This is a genomic window from Ottowia beijingensis, from assembly GCF_013423955.1.
Lineage (GTDB): Bacteria > Pseudomonadota > Gammaproteobacteria > Burkholderiales > Burkholderiaceae_C > Ottowia > Ottowia beijingensis.
In genome coordinates, this window is the sequence record NZ_JACCKX010000001.1 from 911,576 (window position 1) to 927,689 (window position 16,114).

Below are 16,114 nucleotides of genomic sequence, written 5' to 3' on the forward strand. Positions count from 1 at the left end.
TCGCGGGCAAGCCCGCTCCCACAACACTGTCTGAGACTGGTTTCCAATCAATAAAGATAGCTGCTTGCGCCTGCCATTGCTTGCTTTCAGATAGATTCATATATGAAATCGTTTAATGACGGGCGCAAGCAGCTATCATTTTATTCATGCCACGCCTATTGTTTCAGCACGTCCACCCCTTGGGCGGCACGAAGCTGAAGTGGCTGGCGGGCACGGCGGCGTTCACCTCGAAGCCGGTGAAGGTCAGCACCGAGCGCTGGCCGAAGCTGTCCAGAATCTCCAGCGTGCCCAGCTCGGCCCCCTGGGCGCCGGGCTTGAAGCCGACGCGGATGCTTTGCAACTGGCCGTCGCGCGACTTGGGCACCGCCTTCACCCACTGCTGGCCGTCGGCATCAGGCTCTTCGCTCAGCGTGAAGTCCTTCTCCAGCGCCTTCAGGTCAGGCGCAGCGGCCACGATGGCCGCCGGCGTGGAGCCCAGCACCTGGTCCTGCGGACGTGAGGTGACCTGGTTCAGGTCCACGTCGTGCAGCCACAGCGTCTTGCCGTCGGCGACGATGGTCTGCTCGAACGGCTTGGCGTAGACAAAGCGGAATTTGCCCGGCCGCTGGAATTCGAAGGTGCCGCTCTGCGTGCGGGCACGCGGCGCCTGGCCATCCTTGGCCGGCGCGGTGACGACCTGCGTGAACGCCGCCTTGCCCGAGCGCGTGCCCTTGACGAACTGCTCCAGGCTGTCCAGCCCGCCGGCCCAGGCCGACTGCGCCGCCAGCGCCACGAGAGAAGCGGCCACGGCCAGCCGGCCGAGCACGCGAAGATGGGAAGAGGGTTGCTTGCTCATGTGCATAGGACCGGCATTGTGGCGCCGGGTTCAGCGCCGGACGGTGAAGAAGGGTCAAGAAACGCAAAGTTGCGGCGGCGGCCTACACGCCGGTGCGCCGTGGCCGCCCGGGCGAGCCGGCCCGCGCGTTTCGGTTCGCGAGCTTCGGTCGGTGTTATTCGGCCCGCGTCGGCACCAGGATGTCGCGCTGGCCGCGCTCGTTCATGGCACCCACCAGGCCGGCCTTTTCCATGTCCTCGACCAGCCGCGCGGCGCGGTTGTAGCCGATCTTCAGGTGGCGCTGCACCAGCGAGATGCTGGCCTTGCGGTTCTTCAGCACGATCTCGACCGCCTGGTCGTACAGCGCGTCCTTCTCGCCGCCGCTGTCGCCGCCATCGCCGAAGCCGCCCTCCTCGCCATCGACGGTGCCGCCTTCCAGCACGCCCTCGATGTAGTTGGGTTCGCCCTGGCTCTTGAGGTATTCGACCACGCGGTGCACCTCGTCGTCGCTGACGAAGGCGCCGTGCACGCGCTGCGGAAAGCCGGTGCCGCTGGGCATGTAGAGCATGTCGCCCATGCCCAGCAAAGCCTCGGCGCCCATCTGGTCGAGGATGGTGCGGCTGTCGATCTTGCTGCTGACCTGGAAGGCGATGCGCGTGGGGATGTTGGCCTTGATCAGGCCGGTGATCACGTCCACGCTGGGCCGCTGCGTGGCCAGGATCAGGTGGATGCCGGCGGCGCGCGCCTTCTGCGCCAGGCGGGCGATCAGTTCCTCGATCTTCTTGCCAACCACCATCATCAGGTCGGCCAGCTCGTCGATGACAACCACGATGTAGGGCAGGCGCTCCAGCGGCTCGGGGTCGTCGGGTGTCAGGCTGAACGGGTTGTAGATGAATTCGCCGCGCGCCTTGGCCTCGTCGATCTTCTGGTTGAAACCGGCCAGGTTGCGCACGCCGGACTTGCTCATCAGCTTGTAGCGGCGCTCCATCTCGGCCACGCACCAGTTCAGGCCGTTGGCGGCCTGCTTCATGTCGGTGACCACCGGCGCCAGCAGGTGCGGAATGCCTTCGTAAACCGACATCTCCAGCATCTTGGGGTCGATCATCAGCAGGCGCACGTCCTTGGGCTCGGCCTTGTACAGCAGCGACAGGATCATGGCGTTGATGCCGACCGACTTGCCCGAGCCGGTGGTGCCCGCCACCATCACGTGCGGCATCTTGGCCAGGTCGGCCACCACCGGCTTGCCGACGATGTCCTTGCCCAGGCCCACGGTGAGCAGGCTCTTGGCGTCGTGGTAGATCTGCGAGCCGAGAATCTCCGACAGCTTGATCATCTGCCGCTTGGCGTTGGGCAGCTCCAGCGCCATGTAGTTCTTGCCGGGGATGGTCTCGATCACGCGGATCGACACCAGGCTCAGCGAGCGCGCCAGGTCCTTGGCCAGGTTCACCACCTGCGAGCCCTTCACGCCCGTGGCCGGCTCGATCTCGTAGCGTGTGATCACCGGGCCCGGCGCCGCCGCCACCACGCGCACCTCGACGCCGAAGTCCTTCAGCTTCTTCTCGATCAGGCGGCTGGTCATCTCCAGCGTTTCGGGCGCCACGCTGTCCTGGTGCGCCGGCGCGCCGTCGAGCAGATCGACCTGCGGCAGGTTGCTGTCGGGCAGTTCGGTGAACAGGGGTTTCTGCTTTTCCTTGGCCACACGCTCGCTCTTGGGCACCTGCACCAGCGTGGGCTCGATCAGCACCGGCGCCGGGTGCTGCTCCTCGATCACCTCGCGCTCGTGGTGCACCACCTCCTCGCGCTCGCGCGCGGCCTGCTTGCCCAGTGCCAGATCCTGCGCTATCTCGCGGCGTTCGCGGCGCGATTCGACCAGCGCATACAGGCCGGCGCCGATGCGCTCGGCCAGCCGACTCCAGGAAAAGCGGAACGCCAGCGCCGCGCCCAGCACCAGCGTGGCGATGCCGAACAGCGCCGAGCCCGTGAAGCCCAGCCATTGCACGGCGATCGGCCCGCCCAGATAGCCCAGAATGCCGCCCGCCGAGCCCGGCAGGGCGTCGTCCCAGCGGTACAGGCGCGACCATTCCAGACCGGTGCTGGCCGCCAGCACCAGCAGCAACCCCAGCCAGAAGGCCGCACGGGTGGACATGAGATACGACCAGACCGACCGCTCGACTTTCTCGGCCGCGGGCTGGCCACCGTTCATCCAGCGCGTGACGCCCCCAGCCAGCCGCGCACGGCCGCCGCCACGCACCACCAGGCCGAAAAACCCAGGGCCACGTAGGCCACATCCGCCAGCCACGCCCCCAGCTTGCCGGCCCAGTTGTGCGGCGGGCCGCCCGTGCCGGAGGTGGACCAGGCGGCATCGTGCGGCGAATAGCTGGCCAGCGCCATGGTCGCGAAGATGATGAGCGCCAGGCCCAGCACCAGCACCACTTCCTGCGTGAAGCGGCCCACGCCCGTGCGCGGCGCGGGCGCCGGCTGGGCATCATTGAACGTATTGAGAGGGTAAGCCATGGACAAAACTACAGTATCGGGAGCTTACCGCAAGAGGCGGTGGCCGCAGCCGGCGCGGCCCGGCCCAAGGCAGGCGCGGGCAGGAAAAATCACCCCAGCGCGTTCAGGCGCTCCTTGACCACGATGGAGCCGTTTTCCTGGGTCTGAATAAAGCCGCGCTCTTCCAGATCCTTCATCACGCGGCTGACCATCTCGCGCGAAGCGCCCACCATCTTGGCGATGTCCTGGCGCGAAATCTTCTCGCGGATCAGCATCTCGCCGTCGCCGGTCTCGGTGGCGAACTCGAGCAGGGCGCGCGCCACGCGGCCGTACACGTCCATCAGCGCCAGCGATTCGATCTTGCGGTCGGCGTGGCGCAGGCGCTGCACCAGGCCGCGCATCACCGCATAGGCCATGGAACTGTTCTCGGGCAGGCAGCGGGCGAACTCGATGCGGCCGAGCATCAGCACGTCGGTCTGCACCTCGGCGCGCACGGTGGCCGAGTGCGGCTCGTTGTCGATCAGGCTCATCTCGCCGATGTGATCGCCCGGCTGCAACGTGGCCAGAATCACCTCGCGGCCGCGGCTGTCGGCCGTGACCACGCGCGCGCGGCCGTTCAGCAGGATGAACAGGGCATTGGATTTCTTGCCCTGCTCCACGATGACTTCCCGCGCTTGAACCGGCGCTTGACCACCGCATCGGCGACCGAGATCGCCTGCGATTCGGTCAGCATCGAAAAGAGCGGGACCCGACGGATCAGATCGAGACTCGACAGCATGGTCATGTCAGTAAACCTCCGGCCTTCGCGCCATTCTTCGAATTCTTAGAATTTCGCACCTTGCACAAGGCGCCAAAACGATGATGTGAAAAATCCACATCTATTATCGTAGCGTAGACCCCCGAATTCCAAAGGCTCCCATGACCATCAAGCACGCCAAAGTCCTCATCCTCGGCTCCGGCCCCGCCGGCTACACCGCCGCCATCTACGCTGCCCGCGCCAACCTGCAACCCATGCTGATCACCGGCATGGCGCAAGGCGGGCAACTGACCACCACCACCGACGTGGACAACTGGCCCGCCGATGCCGAAGGGGTGCAGGGCCCCGACCTGATGCAGCGCTTCCTGCAGCACGCCGAGCGCTTCAAGACCGAGATCGTGTTCGACCACATCCACACCGCCGACCTGGCAACCCGCCCCTTCAAACTGACCGGCGACAACGCCACCTACACCTGTGACAGCCTGGTCATCGCCACCGGCGCCTCGGCGAAATACCTCGGGCTGCCGTCGGAAGAGGCGTTCATGGGCCGGGGCGTTTCGGCCTGCGCCACTTGCGACGGCTTCTTTTACCGCGAGCAGGACGTCTGCGTCGTCGGCGGCGGCAACACCGCCGTGGAAGAAGCGTTGTACCTGTCCAACATCGCGCGCAAGGTCACCCTGGTGCATCGGCGCGACAAGTTCCGCGCCGAGCCGATCCTGATCGACAAGCTGATGGACAAGGTCGCCGCCGGCAAGATCGAACTGAAGACTTTCCACGTATTGGACGAGGTGCTGGGCGACGACAGCGGCGTCACCGGCATCCGCATCAAGCACGTGGAAAGCGGTCAGACGGAGGACATCGCACTCAAGGGCTGCTTCATCGCCATCGGCCACTCGCCCAACTCCGACATCTTCAAGGGCCAGCTCGACATGGACGGCGGCTACATCAAGACCCAGGGCGGTCTGCAGGGCTTTGCCACCCAGACCAGCGTGCCCGGCGTGTTTGCCGCCGGTGACGTGCAGGACCACGTCTATCGCCAGGCCATCACCAGCGCGGGCACCGGCTGCATGGCCGCACTGGACGCACAGCGGTTCCTGGAACAGCAGGAATAAGAAGGCACGCCGCCGCCATTCGAGCTATAATTTGAGGCTTTACTCGATCTGGCGCCCCATGGCGCCTGAATCTTGTTGGGGCTACCGCCACCCCTAACCTGGCGAGGTGAGGCTGAAGCGAGTCGCGGGCACGAATGCCGGCGGCGCCAGCAACAGCCGTGATGACTGGAGTCATTCAATGGCACGCGTGTGCGAAGTCACGGGCAAGAAGCCCATGGTCGGGAACAACGTTTCCCACGCCAACAACAAAACCAAGCGCCGGTTCCTCCCGAACCTGCAACACCGCCGTTTCTGGGTCGAGAGCGAGAACCGCTGGGTGCGCCTGCGTGTTTCCAGCGCCGCCCTGCGCCTGATCGACAAGAATGGCATCGACGCCGTGCTCGCCGACATGCGTGCCCGCGGCCAAGCCTGAACCCCCGTTAAAGGAGCAGCAACATGGCCACCAAAGGCGGACGCGAAAAGATCAAGCTGGAATCCACGGCCGGTACCGGTCACTTCTACACCACCAGCAAGAACAAGAAGACCATGCCCGAGAAAATGTCGATCATGAAGTTCGACCCCAAGGCTCGCAAGCACGTCGAATACAAGGAAGTCAAGCTGAAGTGATTCAGCAAGGCTGATCCTGACGACCAACCCGCTGCCCTTGCAGCGGGTTTTTTCTCCCTGTCGACCTCGCGCCAGTCGCTAGAATCGACGAGCAGTTTCGACGCGGAGGTGTGGCAGAGTGGTCGATTGCACCGGTCTTGAAAACCGGCAACGGGCAACCGTTCGTGAGTTCGAATCTCACCGCCTCCGCCAGAGAAAACAGCGCCGGCATTTTGTCGATGCGCAAGAAAAACGGGCCGTGAAGGCCCGTTCTTGTTTTGACTTTCACAGATCAGATCCACGCCGACAACCGAAGTCTTGTGCTGGCTCGAGCGCAGCCTGCGACCCGATTCCAGACACTGGATTATCAGAACCTGAAAATGGAAACGGGTTACGCCATTTCTGGCGTAACCCGTTGATTTACTTGGCGGAGTGGACGGCCACTCAGGATGCACCTCATACGGGGTGATGGGGTGCCACATGACGTCAAGCATACCCTGAAAGCTGAACCTCCAGTGCACCAGGCAGTGTCACCAAGGCCCGCGAAATGTCTAGCTGACCGATGGGTGAAGTGATGGATAGTCGTGAGTAAGTGGCTGACTCCGGAGCCGCCGTACCACTGCAATATTCAGACCTGCTCAGCTATGTTTTTGGTCCGTGGCGCTAATCGCAACTCACCACGAAGCCACCACGCAAAGACACATATAGATACATTCTTCCAATTGGCGTCGCCTGAAACGGCGTTTGCAGGTGTGGCCTGCGCAATTTCTGCCCCAGCACACAAAAGCTGCGGAGAAATTCCACATGGCGAAATATTTGACCGGTTTTCCGGCTAATCCACCCTCTAATGGCCTCGACTTCGGTCGGGACAACAGCGCTTTCCCTCCCAATCAGGAGCGACGAACTAGGGATAAGTGTAATAGTTTGAAACAGAGATCGATGGCGCTAGAGCCCCAAGATGGTGGCTACAAGACATCGCAATCAGCATTGGCCCGACACCTTCGGCTCAAGGAGGTAACAGCCCTAGTTCGAATGTCACCGTCGACAGTTTGGCGGAAGGTCAAAGATCGATCTTTTGTTCAGCCGATCAAGCTATCGGCGCGAATCACTGTTTGGAGTAGCGCCGAAATCGAACGCTGGCTTGAGGCCAAGGAGGGTGGGCGATGAGCGCATTCACCTTTGCCCCCGTGGGACGAACACGATACCGACTATACCGAACGGGCGGTCGGCTACGAGACCTTCGAGTCTCCTTGGGATAAACACGACGCTGACTACAGCGAACGGACACGCCAGGACGCCCTCCAGCCTCCTTTGGATGCATATGAGGCCGACGACAGCGAGCGCGGACCGCTGTTGTCGCTGTCGCTGCGAATCGACCCCGTCAGCAAAGCACTAATTCGCCACATCGACGGCACTCCGCACCCACTTGACGTACAGCATGCTGCGACGTTCGCGAAAGTAACCCGCGCAGTGCCTGATTGCGGTCGCACCATGCCGGTACCGCCCACGGCGAGGCTGAGGCGTACCTGTGTTCCTTCACAGTTTGGCGAACTGCCGCGCTTGGAATGGTTGATGGAACCGCTGATTCCACGCAGATCCATAGGGATCATTTTCGGCTCATCCGGCGTCGGTAAGAGCGCGTTCTTGATCGATCTCGGCATTGCGTTCGCTTCGGGGCGCTTGTGGGCAAACCGATTCGACGTGGTCAAAGGCGCGGTCCTAATTTGCTGTCAAGAGGGTGAGGAAGGAATGCGGACGCGCGCGTTTATCAGCACGCGCGCGGAAGACCCAGCGGTCAGCGCCAGACTGCACTTCTGTTTTGATGCCCTCAACATAGGGGCCGAGGCCGACATTGATGACCTCGCCGCCACTATCGTTCGATTGGGTGCGTTTGTGGTCTTCATCGACACCCTGTCCGCCTCGCTAGCCGGGGCATTGGAGGAAAACTCCACCTCCGACATGGCCAAGATGATCGGACTATTGAGGCGCCTCATCCGGATGACCGGGGTAACCGTGATCTTGATTCACCACACCGGTCACCAAGACGGCCGGGAGCGCGGCGCATCCGTGCTGCGCAGAGATGTAGACGTGTCGATCATGTTGACCCGCAAAGGCTCAGAAATCGAGTGGCGCACCGTCAAGGCCAAGGATGGTCCATCGGATATCTGCGGTCGTTTTGAGCTTGAGCCTGTTGAGGGATTGGACGCTCAGGGTGTGTGGCAGCAGTCCATCAGCGTCAAACACTGCGATCAGATCGAAAGCGTGACTTCTGCGCGCCCAACTAAGCGGCTCCTCTCAAGCAACCAAGCGAAGGTGCTGGAAACCGTGAAGACATTGCTCTCGGAGCAGGCGATCAGCGCTTCCGACAAGGACTCGGATGCGCCCTACGTCGAACGAGAGCGCGCTGTTTCGGCATGCCTGGGTCATTTCCAGCACGCAGCGCAGAAGCACCGTTCATCGCGTGCGCGGGAGACCCTGCAGGCGCTGGTCGACAACGGCCATCTGACCGACCACGACGATCGCCTTCGCCTCGCCAACTAACTCCTGTTTCTCTTCATTCGCAGCCGAATGCTGCTTTCTCTTTTTCGAAAGATTCCCATGAAAATCAAATCCTTTTGGATCGTCCGTCGCGCTGCTGCATACCTGAACTACCTTGCAGCGCAAGATCAAGTTGTTACAGGCGCCGAGTTCGCCCAGATGCTGGGATTAGTCACACCCGACCGGCGATTCGCCGGCATCCGGCGTGCAATCGAAATCCTAAAACTCCTTGATTATGATGACCTTCGCAAAAGTCGCCCCAGGCGCGCCGCAATGGTTGTTCAAGAGCGCGGCGCGATGGCGGGATTACCCTACCGCTTCTTTTGGAAAGACGACATAACGACCATCCAAGAGCGCAATACACGCCACCAAAAATGATCTGGCACGTCGTGCAATACCCTTATTCATTGAGATGCACCGAGGAGCAGCGCCGGCACATTGAGTCAGTGCTTAGGATAGACAACGGCACGACGAGATATCGGAGCGAGTTGCCGCGCCGCCAGTGGCGTGAGCAAAAGAACCGCAAACCCAGCAAGATGGAAACTTCGATAACCGCGAACTGGCCTACCAGCGCACTTACACGCTCGCACAATGGACTACTGCAAGACATCGCTTCTCTGATGCGCAAGACCTCCAGCTTGGGTCAGGCCGGACTATCCAGGGATCAGGTAGCTGAGAGCATCATGTACTACATGCCACCCGAATACTCAGTGGAGGAATTGGGCGAGGACATCGACCACTTGGTGAAAACCGGATGCTTGCGTGAGGTTGATGGCATTCTTACGCTGCCTCTCCATTGACTGTCACCCGGAACACCTGCTAGCGTGCTCTGCGCGCCAGCACGGCGGCCATGAGGTCGTTGAGCGGCACGTCTAGCGCCTGCGCAAGCAAATGAAGCGCCGTCAACGTCGGTTGATTGGTCGCGAGTTCGAGCTTGGCCACATAGGTGCGGTTTAGCCCCGCCCTGTGGGCCAACTCCTCTTGCGAGACACCCAACCCTGCGCGCCGCGAGCGAAGCTCGTCCGCGAACGCAGTAATCAGCGCCTTGTCCCGAATCATCGCCCGGGACTGTCTGCGGCCACCCGAGTTTACGCACCCGCATATGTGATACAAATTTCCCTGCGGCGCTGTGCTGCGCAAACAGGAGGATCACATGCTGTCGAGGGACAAACTCTGGAAACTGTCGTCGGGCGCGCGTGCCAATGGTTGGGGGTTCGAGCAGCAAGACTTGCCGAACGGCATCAGCGACGCCCAGGTGTTTCCGGAACCTGCGCAGATTTTTCGGGCGCTGGAGTTGGTGAGTCCGGCGCAGGTCAAAACTGTGATCGTTGGGCAAGACCCTTATTTCAGCCTTTCGGCGGGTGGCAAGCCGCACGCGACCGGGGTCGCTTTCGCGGTAGCTGGTCAGGACGCACCTTCGTCACTGCAGAGGATCAAGGCGCACGTTTACCCGAAGGGTCAAGGCAAGAACGACTTGGCGGACTGGGTAGACAGCAAAGGCCTACTACTGCTGAACGCGGGGTTGACGGTTCCCGCCACCGGAGGCCGCGAGGCTGCCGGCAAACACCTGCGGCACTGGCGAGAATTCTTCAAGTCGGTCATAAATCAAGCCCACGAGGCGAGTCCGCGGGCGGTCGTCGTGGCGTGGGGCACCAAAGCCCGAGATGCCTCCGCCAGCGCCCTTGGTATCGACTGGCAGAGCCCTCCACCGTGGTTCGATTGGACTTACCATCCGGTCGCCGCCAAGTCCGGGCCGCACAGCTTTGCCAACTTCTGGACCACGCCGGCTGGCAAAGCCTTGGTTATGCGGTAACACCGTCGCCTGACTGAGCAGCGCGCGGCCCCTTCCGCGCCCCATTTCTCTACCTGTTGCCGTGGCCTAAAGGCCATGTCCGGCAAGAAAACTCGCGCCTTGCTTGTCCCGCTTCGCACGCGGGATGGTGCACGCATCGCCGAATCAGACGCTGAAAATCCTGATGAAAATCAATGGGTTACAACCCATTGTCATTAATAGCTATTGATTTTGTAGCAAACAATCGAGCAAAGAAGGGGAGAGGAAGACAGCGCCTTATTTGGCGCGGGTTTCCGGCCGGTTAGTGGTCACTTCACCATTTTTTCGATTTCGGCGAACCATCACGTCAGCGCCGCTAATGGCGTTTGAAGGGAACATGAATGAAGGCAAAGGAAATGAGCGCGCTGGCCGTGGCCAGCATCAAGAGTCGGGGTATTCACTTCGTCGGTGGCGTCACCGGCCTGGCCCTGAATGTCACGAAGTACGGTTCGCGCAGTTGGGTCATGCGCTTTCAGATCAAGGGGAAACGTCGCGACATGGGGTTGGGTCCCTACCCATCGGTCACGCTGGCCCAAGCGCGTGAATCGGCGCGTGCCGCGCGGGAAGTGCTGCGACAGGGCGTAGACCCGGTAGAACACGCCCGGGCGGCACGCCAGCGTCTGATCGTGGAGCGGAGACGGCCGTCGCGTTCGCCGACGCGGCGACGCACTACATCGCCACGCATGAACATGGGTGGAGGAACGCCAAGCACGCCCAGCAGTGGCGCAACACCATCGAGACCTATGCCAACCCGGTCATCGGCAAGGTGCCGCTGCGTGACATCGACGTGGCCATGGTGCGGCGCATTCTGGAGCCAATCTGGACCACCAAGAACGAGACCGCCAGTCGCGTCCGGGGACGCATCGAGTCAATCATCGACTGGGGCATCACCATGGGCTACCGCACCACGACCAATCCGGCACGCTGGAAGGGGCATCTGGAGCATTTGCTGGCGCAACCTTCCAAGGTGGCCCGGCGCACCCGTCAACCCGCCCTGCCCTATGCCGACATGCCGGCGTTCATGCAGGCGCTGCGCAAGCAGCACAACACGTCGGCTCGGGCGCTGGAGTTCCTGATCCTGACTGGCGTTCGGTCCGGCGAGGTGCGCAACGCCACATGGAGCGAGTTCGACCTGGACAAGGCGGTGTGGACGATTCCAGCGGAGCGCATGAAGGGCGGCAGGGAGCACCGGGTGCCGCTGTCCGAGCAGGCGTTGAGGCTGGTGCGGGCGCAGCAGGAGGTGTCTTTCTGCTCCTTCGTATTTCCGAGTCCGAATCGACCACGCGACCCGGAGGCGGATGGCACAGCGCTGTCCGACATGGCGTTGACCGCCGTGATGCGGCGCATGGCGTTGAAGCAGAAGGCCGTACCGCATGGGTTTCGTTCAACCTTCCGTGATTGGGTGAGCGAGACCACCACGCATTCGAACGAGGTGGCCGAAATGGCGCTGGCCCACAGCATCCGCAACAAGGTCGAGGCGGCGTATCGGCGCGGTGACCTGTTCGAGAAGCGGCGCCAACTGATGCAGGAATGGGCGGATTTTGTACTGCGTCAGCAGCCCTCACCCAACGTGTTTCCAATCAGCGAGGGACTCCGACTTGCCGCCTGAACTGGAGAGCAGACGATCATGAGATTTCAGAATCCAGCCAACGGGCATATCGAAGAATTTGGCGAGGCCACTTGGCTGTGGGTGCTGGTGGGCGGTCCGTTCTACCTCGCCTACAAGCAAATCTGGCTGCACGCAGTGATAGCGGCGGTGTTGTCCCTGTTCACTGCCGGACTGTCTTGGGTGCTGCTGTACCCGCTGATCATCAAGTGGGTGATACGCAGCCATTACGCCAAGCTGGGATGGAAAGAAATCACGGAAGGCAAAGCAGTAGTAAGAAGTTCGTCCGGGGCGCCTAGCACCGATGTGCGCATCCTTTCTACGCCCCCGGACGGCGACTATCGCGTGCTGGGCGAGATCATGGTCAAGCTGACCCGATGGACGCCGCTGGAGCGCAAGTACGGCCGGGAGGACGTGGATCAGCGCCTGCGGGAGAAAGCCTTGGCCTTGGGTGCCAATGCCATCGTGAACGTCCGCTACGAACAGAAGGATGAATCGTGGACCAACGCCGGCTCTATCGAGGGTAGAGGCTTGGCAGTCGTGAGTGAATCCGACACCACGACCTGTCCGTTCTGCGCGGAACGCATCAAACGCGCCGCCACGCGCTGCAAGCACTGCGGGTCAGACATTCCGAAGGCTGCGTGACCGCCGGTCTTGCAACTGCGCATTCTTCATCAGAAATCAAACCTCACCTGCAGGAGCCTCGCCATGGACGACGACATTGGCCTTGGTGAACTACTGATCGACAACCTCTTGGGCCTGATCGGTGCATTGATACTGATCTGGGCATTCTTGTTCGTTTGCGTGGGCCTGCACCGCGTCATCACGGGATCACAAGATGAGCACCACGCCGATTGATTGCAGCACCACCGTGAAGGTGGTTTACCTGCGCTACGCCGACCCCGGCTTCATACCGCGTTACCGGCAGTGGATCAAGACGATGACGTCACTGGTGCCACCCGAGGCATTGCGCGTGGAGATCGTGACGATGGATCAGCCGGAGCCACCACTTTCTGAGGTAGTCGCTGGACTCGAGGCATTCGATTATCTGTTGTTCGATCCCGTCTTGACGGCGCCCAAACAACATGACCGGAAGTCCTCGGAGGAAAGAGTGTCATGACCAACAACCAAATCATCGTCGCCAAGCAACGCAACGGGCCGACAGGAACCACCAAGTTGGCCTACGTCCAGCAGTTCACACGGTTCGAGAATTTGGCAGCCGGACGCTACACAGATGACTTCTAGCCTGTACCAAGTTGCCCTTCCCCGGTTCCCCGCCCGCCCGGTCTTTCTTTTAGAAGACCGGGCGGGCGGGGGACCGGGGTAGGCGTGCTCAGGTGAATTCACCGAAAGGAAATAGCTATGAATTCAAGAGCAAAAGCGATCACCACTTTGGTCGCCGGTATCACCCTGAGCTTTGCTGCGGTGGCTCAGACGCCGAAGTTCAAGCGGGGCGAAGACTACGGTTCGATCCGGGTCAAGCTGCTACAACAGGGCTGGAAGCCATTGATCCTGCCGGACTCCGACGAATGCATGGAGGACGACACCCGGTGCCAAGGTAGGCCCGAAATGCAATGGTGTTCGGGTACGGGGCTGGCGGGCTGCCAGTTCAACTGGGTGAAGAACGGCAAGTGGCTCAGCATCTGCACCATGGGCGAAGAAAAGGCGAGCTTCAGGAGCTATTGCCGGTGATCGACTGCCGATTGCTCAAGGTGGTAGCGAGGAGTGCCTTCTTGGTACTTCTTTGGTCCCTGGAACAGGCTGGATGGGGGAGCCATGGCGACCGGATCAAGCTGCCACTCGATCAAGGACTGGGACGCTCGGCATCGCTGCCTAGCCGAGGTACGGGGCAACTACTCATACTGCTACGCGATCCGCGACCATGACGGGCGCAAGCTATGCTTGGCGAAGACGAAACGACAGCGGGGGTACTGCCACTCGATCCGGGACGAATCGGAGCGAAAACGCTGCTTGGTGATCGTGCATTAGAGCCCCTGCGCGCCTATTCACTAAGGGGTTCTTGACGGCAGCTTCATAGCCATTCCGGGTCATCGGATCGGGAGTGTACTTCGCTATCGCGAGTCAGGTGTTAGATTCCTGCCCGGAGAGAGAGAACTACAAGTGATATACGTCGATGACGCCGAGGTCATAAAGCACGGTTATGCGTGGTTTCACCTCGTGGCGGATAGCATACAGGAACTGCACGAATTCGCGGCTCGCATCGGGCTACCCGCCAGCGCCTTCCATCGCGGTGCGCGGCACCCCACTACGATGTTACAGCTAACCAACGCTTGCGCGCACTTCAATACGGAGCTACTGCGATCTCTGCTCGGTACGCAGTGCAAGTCTGCCTGAAATCAGCCTCGTCGGCGCGTGCCATCGAAGCGGATTCTCCTCAGTTCTGCCTCTTTGCCTAACCCAGCGAGGCAAGGCGTGTACATCGCAGCTGACTCCCTCGACGACCTGCTGTTAAAGGTATACAAGCAAATTCTCGAGCGCGGCATCACGATAAAGCCGTCTAAGGGCGATGCGCGGGAAATCAGCGGCATTCTGCTAAAGCTCTCGGCGCCACGGGCCCGTCTCAGCCGGTCAGAGTCACGGGGCCTCCTCTTCAGTTGCCTTGGCGAACTACTGTGGATACTTGCCGGTAGCGATCGGCTGGACTTCATACAGCACTATATCCCTGGCTATGACGAATTCTCCGACGACCAGAAAACCATCTACGGGGCATATGGACCCCGCCTTTTCGGCAAAGTGCCAAATGATCAAGTTCCACGTGTCATCCAGTTGTTGAAGGACAAGCGCGATTCTAGGCAAGCCGTTTTGCAATTGTTTGACCGCACTGACACGCTTACATTCCATAAGGATGTTCCATGCACCTGCACGCTGCAGTTTATGGTGCGTGATAGTCGGCTGCACATGTTGACGTCTATGCGTTCCAATGACGCTTGGCTTGGTTTGCCTCATGATGTCTTCACCTTCACCATGATTCAGGAGCTCGTTGCACGGTCAGTGGGTATAGAGCTTGGCGAATACAAGCACGCCGTAGGCAGCTTGCACCTCTACAACAAGCACCAAGATAAAGCCCTCCGGTTCGTGAGCGAGGGCTGGCAGACGCGGCGCCCAATGCCTCCTATGCCCAAGGGCGACCCGTGGGCCTCGGTGAAAAGCCTCGTTGCTTTCGAGAAGAAGGTGCGAACTGGCCACGGTGCCATGCCAACGCCACCGATAGACCCGTATTGGGAAGACTTGGCCACGTTGCTGTCCATCCACAAGGCTTCTCGCGTCCCGAACAACCAGCCAGAAATACGGCGTCTGAAGCGGCGAATCCACGACGACGTTTACTCGACTTACATCAAGAGGCACGGCAAACTCCTTTCCGAGAAAGATCAGCTGTCTATATTCAACGGTTCGACAGCCCCGATCAAGGAACCCGCATGAACGGCCCTGAGAAGCAGCTTCGAAGAGAAGCGCTCGAAGCACAACTGATGAAGTTCCACAAGGAAAAGATACCACTGACTGGCATCGTCCCCGTAGAGAACATGCTGTCCTTCATCGAGCAACTCATCGACAGTCTTCAGCGCGTCGAGTTTGTGCGTAAGGTACAGACTAGGCCCATTAGCCTATTGCGTGCCGACCCAAAGAGCCCCTATTCGACCCTATAAGGGCCGCAATGCTCAGAGCGTCGGACGGACATCCGGAAGAGGCGTTCTGGCTAGTATTCCTGGCCACGCATTGCGGCCGGAACCTACGCACCGGATGGCAGCTCGCTGGCGAGTTATACGGCGCATATGAGAACACGCTTTGGAACTGGTCGCGAGTTGCCACTGACCCGACTGCTTTTGGCGAATGGCTGGAGGATAATCGCGCCAACTTCAAAGGAAAGTTCGGCAATCACCGCAAGTATGAGTCGCTCAAGCAGGGCGCTCGCGGCACCGGTGTCGTCGTGAGGACCTACGTTGAATGGGTCAAAGCAAACGGCTCGCACGGCCAGATGATCGCCACTGCATTAGCCCAGGCGAAGGGCCATCCTCGCCAAGCATTCGCACTGTTGTATGACTCGATGGATGCGGTTGTGAGCTTCGGGCGCACTGGGCGCTTCGATTACCTCACAATGCTTTCGAAGCTCGGCCTCGCCGCGATTGATGCCAACTCGACGTACATGAACGAGGCCACTGGCCCCAAGAAGGGCGCGCGCTTGCTATTTGACGGACAAATCGACTCGAATACCGGTGCCAAGACCCTCGAAGCGCGTGTTGCGGCCTTAGAGAGGCACTTAGGCGTCGGCATGCAGGTGATGGAAGACGCCATGTGCAACTGGCAGAAAAGCCCCGGGAGGTATCTGCCCTTCCGCGGCTAGGGATCAGCCCCAGGTGTA

At 60.8% G+C, this 16,114-nt stretch carries 19 protein-coding genes, 1 tRNA gene and 4 pseudogenes; 20 read left to right on the forward strand and 4 right to left on the reverse strand.

What is annotated here, in order from left to right:
- Window positions 1-163: 163 nt before the first annotated feature.
- From lolA to H0I39_RS04590, 3 genes and pseudogenes are all read right to left on the reverse strand, one after another.
- Window positions 164-835 (reverse strand): outer membrane lipoprotein periplasmic chaperone LolA, encoded by a 672-nt coding sequence (gene lolA, locus H0I39_RS04580; RefSeq protein ID WP_180549722.1) that lies wholly within the window; start codon window positions 833-835, stop codon window positions 164-166.
- 154 nt (window positions 836-989) lie between these two features.
- Window positions 990-3,328 (reverse strand): annotated as a pseudogene (locus H0I39_RS04585) (DNA translocase FtsK).
- Between the two features lie 89 nt (window positions 3,329-3,417).
- Window positions 3,418-4,091 (reverse strand): annotated as a pseudogene (locus H0I39_RS04590) (Crp/Fnr family transcriptional regulator).
- 134 nt (window positions 4,092-4,225) lie between these two features.
- On the opposite strand from H0I39_RS04590, the gene trxB reads away from it, so the two are divergent.
- From trxB to H0I39_RS04630, 8 genes are all read left to right on the forward strand, one after another.
- On the forward strand, window positions 4,226-5,176 hold the full coding sequence (gene trxB / locus H0I39_RS04595) for a thioredoxin-disulfide reductase (RefSeq protein WP_180549723.1): 951 nt from the start codon (window positions 4,226-4,228) through the stop codon (window positions 5,174-5,176).
- Between the two features lie 178 nt (window positions 5,177-5,354).
- On the forward strand, window positions 5,355-5,588 hold the full coding sequence (gene rpmB / locus H0I39_RS04600) for a 50S ribosomal protein L28 (protein ID WP_180549724.1): 234 nt from the start codon (window positions 5,355-5,357) through the stop codon (window positions 5,586-5,588).
- 23 nt (window positions 5,589-5,611) lie between these two features.
- Window positions 5,612-5,782: a 50S ribosomal protein L33 gene (gene rpmG / locus H0I39_RS04605; protein WP_124863365.1), complete on the forward strand. Its 171-nt coding sequence runs from the start codon at window positions 5,612-5,614 to the stop codon at window positions 5,780-5,782.
- A gap of 104 nt (window positions 5,783-5,886) precedes the next feature.
- Window positions 5,887-5,974: transfer RNA gene (locus H0I39_RS04610), tRNA-Ser, on the forward strand.
- A gap of 726 nt (window positions 5,975-6,700) precedes the next feature.
- Window positions 6,701-6,928, forward strand: coding sequence for a helix-turn-helix transcriptional regulator (locus H0I39_RS23925; RefSeq protein WP_180549725.1), 228 nt, complete (start codon window positions 6,701-6,703; stop codon window positions 6,926-6,928).
- Between the two features lie 12 nt (window positions 6,929-6,940).
- Entirely contained in the window at window positions 6,941-8,302 is a 1,362-nt protein-coding gene (locus tag H0I39_RS04620; protein ID WP_180549726.1) for an AAA family ATPase, read from the forward strand.
- A 57-nt stretch (window positions 8,303-8,359) separates the two neighbouring features.
- A complete protein-coding gene (locus H0I39_RS04625; protein WP_180549727.1) occupies window positions 8,360-8,677 on the forward strand; it encodes a hypothetical protein in 318 nt (105 codons plus the stop codon).
- Complete coding sequence (locus tag H0I39_RS04630) at window positions 8,674-9,099, forward strand: hypothetical protein (RefSeq protein ID WP_180549728.1); 426 nt, start codon at window positions 8,674-8,676, stop codon at window positions 9,097-9,099. Before H0I39_RS04625 ends, H0I39_RS04630 begins: the two co-directional genes overlap by 4 nt.
- A 19-nt stretch (window positions 9,100-9,118) precedes the next feature.
- Here the strand turns inward: H0I39_RS04630 and H0I39_RS04635 are convergent, their stop codons facing one another.
- The gene (locus tag H0I39_RS04635) at window positions 9,119-9,358 is read right to left on the reverse strand and encodes a helix-turn-helix domain-containing protein (protein ID WP_180549729.1); all 240 of its coding nucleotides are present in this window, start codon (window positions 9,356-9,358) and stop codon (window positions 9,119-9,121) included.
- A gap of 94 nt (window positions 9,359-9,452) precedes the next feature.
- Here H0I39_RS04635 and H0I39_RS04640 point away from each other — a divergent pair, with 94 nt between their 5' ends.
- From H0I39_RS04640 to H0I39_RS04690, 12 genes and pseudogenes are all read left to right on the forward strand, one after another.
- Window positions 9,453-10,112: a uracil-DNA glycosylase family protein gene (locus H0I39_RS04640; protein ID WP_180549730.1), complete on the forward strand. Its 660-nt coding sequence runs from the start codon at window positions 9,453-9,455 to the stop codon at window positions 10,110-10,112.
- A gap of 482 nt (window positions 10,113-10,594) precedes the next feature.
- Window positions 10,595-10,678: pseudogene (locus H0I39_RS23930) on the forward strand (Arm DNA-binding domain-containing protein); the annotation flags it as partial.
- 125 nt (window positions 10,679-10,803) lie between these two features.
- Window positions 10,804-11,739, forward strand: a complete 936-nt coding sequence (locus tag H0I39_RS04645) for a tyrosine-type recombinase/integrase (RefSeq protein ID WP_373368331.1) — start codon at window positions 10,804-10,806, stop codon at window positions 11,737-11,739.
- 18 nt (window positions 11,740-11,757) lie between these two features.
- Window positions 11,758-12,381, forward strand: coding sequence for a YbjQ family protein (locus H0I39_RS04650; protein ID WP_180549731.1), 624 nt, complete (start codon window positions 11,758-11,760; stop codon window positions 12,379-12,381).
- Between the two features lie 63 nt (window positions 12,382-12,444).
- Window positions 12,445-12,594 (forward strand): hypothetical protein, encoded by a 150-nt coding sequence (locus H0I39_RS04655; protein WP_180549732.1) that lies wholly within the window; start codon window positions 12,445-12,447, stop codon window positions 12,592-12,594.
- Window positions 12,575-12,856, forward strand: coding sequence for a hypothetical protein (locus H0I39_RS04660; protein ID WP_180549733.1), 282 nt, complete (start codon window positions 12,575-12,577; stop codon window positions 12,854-12,856). Before H0I39_RS04655 ends, H0I39_RS04660 begins: the two co-directional genes overlap by 20 nt.
- Window positions 12,853-12,981, forward strand: a complete 129-nt coding sequence (locus tag H0I39_RS04665; protein ID WP_180549734.1) for a DnaB-like helicase C-terminal domain-containing protein — start codon at window positions 12,853-12,855, stop codon at window positions 12,979-12,981. The genes H0I39_RS04660 and H0I39_RS04665 overlap by 4 nt, the downstream gene beginning before the upstream one ends.
- A gap of 117 nt (window positions 12,982-13,098) precedes the next feature.
- Window positions 13,099-13,428 carry a hypothetical protein gene (locus tag H0I39_RS04670; RefSeq protein WP_180549735.1) on the forward strand — a complete coding sequence of 110 codons (330 nt, stop codon included), beginning with the start codon at window positions 13,099-13,101 and terminating at the stop codon, window positions 13,426-13,428.
- A 429-nt stretch (window positions 13,429-13,857) separates the two neighbouring features.
- Window positions 13,858-14,153, forward strand: a pseudogene (locus H0I39_RS23935) (DUF4031 domain-containing protein).
- A 16-nt stretch (window positions 14,154-14,169) separates the two neighbouring features.
- Window positions 14,170-15,177, forward strand: a complete 1,008-nt coding sequence (locus H0I39_RS04680) for a thymidylate synthase (protein ID WP_180549736.1) — start codon at window positions 14,170-14,172, stop codon at window positions 15,175-15,177.
- Window positions 15,174-15,401 carry a hypothetical protein gene (locus tag H0I39_RS04685; protein WP_180549737.1) on the forward strand — a complete coding sequence of 76 codons (228 nt, stop codon included), beginning with the start codon at window positions 15,174-15,176 and terminating at the stop codon, window positions 15,399-15,401. The genes H0I39_RS04680 and H0I39_RS04685 overlap by 4 nt, the downstream gene beginning before the upstream one ends.
- An 8-nt stretch (window positions 15,402-15,409) precedes the next feature.
- Window positions 15,410-16,096, forward strand: a complete 687-nt coding sequence (locus H0I39_RS04690) for an alpha-glutamyl/putrescinyl thymine pyrophosphorylase clade 3 protein (RefSeq protein ID WP_180549738.1) — start codon at window positions 15,410-15,412, stop codon at window positions 16,094-16,096.
- Window positions 16,097-16,114: the final 18 nt, after the last annotated feature.

Bases quoted from the DNA above. Each gene is read 5' to 3' on its own strand.
- H0I39_RS04685 (WP_180549737.1), top strand. From the start codon at position 15,174: ATGAACGGCCCTGAGAAGCAGCTTCGAAGAGAAGCGCTCGAAGCACAA.
- H0I39_RS04670 (WP_180549735.1), top strand. From the start codon at position 13,099: ATGAATTCAAGAGCAAAAGCGATCACCACTTTGGTCGCCGGTATCACC.
- rpmB (WP_180549724.1), top strand. From the start codon at position 5,355: ATGGCACGCGTGTGCGAAGTCACGGGCAAGAAGCCCATGGTCGGGAAC.
- H0I39_RS04690 (WP_180549738.1), top strand. From the start codon at position 15,410: ATGCTCAGAGCGTCGGACGGACATCCGGAAGAGGCGTTCTGGCTAGTA.
- H0I39_RS04650 (WP_180549731.1), top strand. From the start codon at position 11,758: ATGAGATTTCAGAATCCAGCCAACGGGCATATCGAAGAATTTGGCGAG.
- rpmG (WP_124863365.1), top strand. From the start codon at position 5,612: ATGGCCACCAAAGGCGGACGCGAAAAGATCAAGCTGGAATCCACGGCC.
- H0I39_RS04640 (WP_180549730.1), top strand. From the start codon at position 9,453: ATGCTGTCGAGGGACAAACTCTGGAAACTGTCGTCGGGCGCGCGTGCC.
- H0I39_RS23925 (WP_180549725.1), top strand. From the start codon at position 6,701: ATGGCGCTAGAGCCCCAAGATGGTGGCTACAAGACATCGCAATCAGCA.
- H0I39_RS04625 (WP_180549727.1), top strand. From the start codon at position 8,360: ATGAAAATCAAATCCTTTTGGATCGTCCGTCGCGCTGCTGCATACCTG.
- H0I39_RS04630 (WP_180549728.1), top strand. From the start codon at position 8,674: ATGATCTGGCACGTCGTGCAATACCCTTATTCATTGAGATGCACCGAG.
- trxB (WP_180549723.1), top strand. From the start codon at position 4,226: ATGACCATCAAGCACGCCAAAGTCCTCATCCTCGGCTCCGGCCCCGCC.
- H0I39_RS04635 (WP_180549729.1), bottom strand. From the start codon at position 9,358: ATGATTCGGGACAAGGCGCTGATTACTGCGTTCGCGGACGAGCTTCGC.
- H0I39_RS04655 (WP_180549732.1), top strand. From the start codon at position 12,445: ATGGACGACGACATTGGCCTTGGTGAACTACTGATCGACAACCTCTTG.
- H0I39_RS04665 (WP_180549734.1), top strand. From the start codon at position 12,853: ATGACCAACAACCAAATCATCGTCGCCAAGCAACGCAACGGGCCGACA.
- H0I39_RS04660 (WP_180549733.1), top strand. From the start codon at position 12,575: ATGAGCACCACGCCGATTGATTGCAGCACCACCGTGAAGGTGGTTTAC.
- lolA (WP_180549722.1), bottom strand. From the start codon at position 835: ATGAGCAAGCAACCCTCTTCCCATCTTCGCGTGCTCGGCCGGCTGGCC.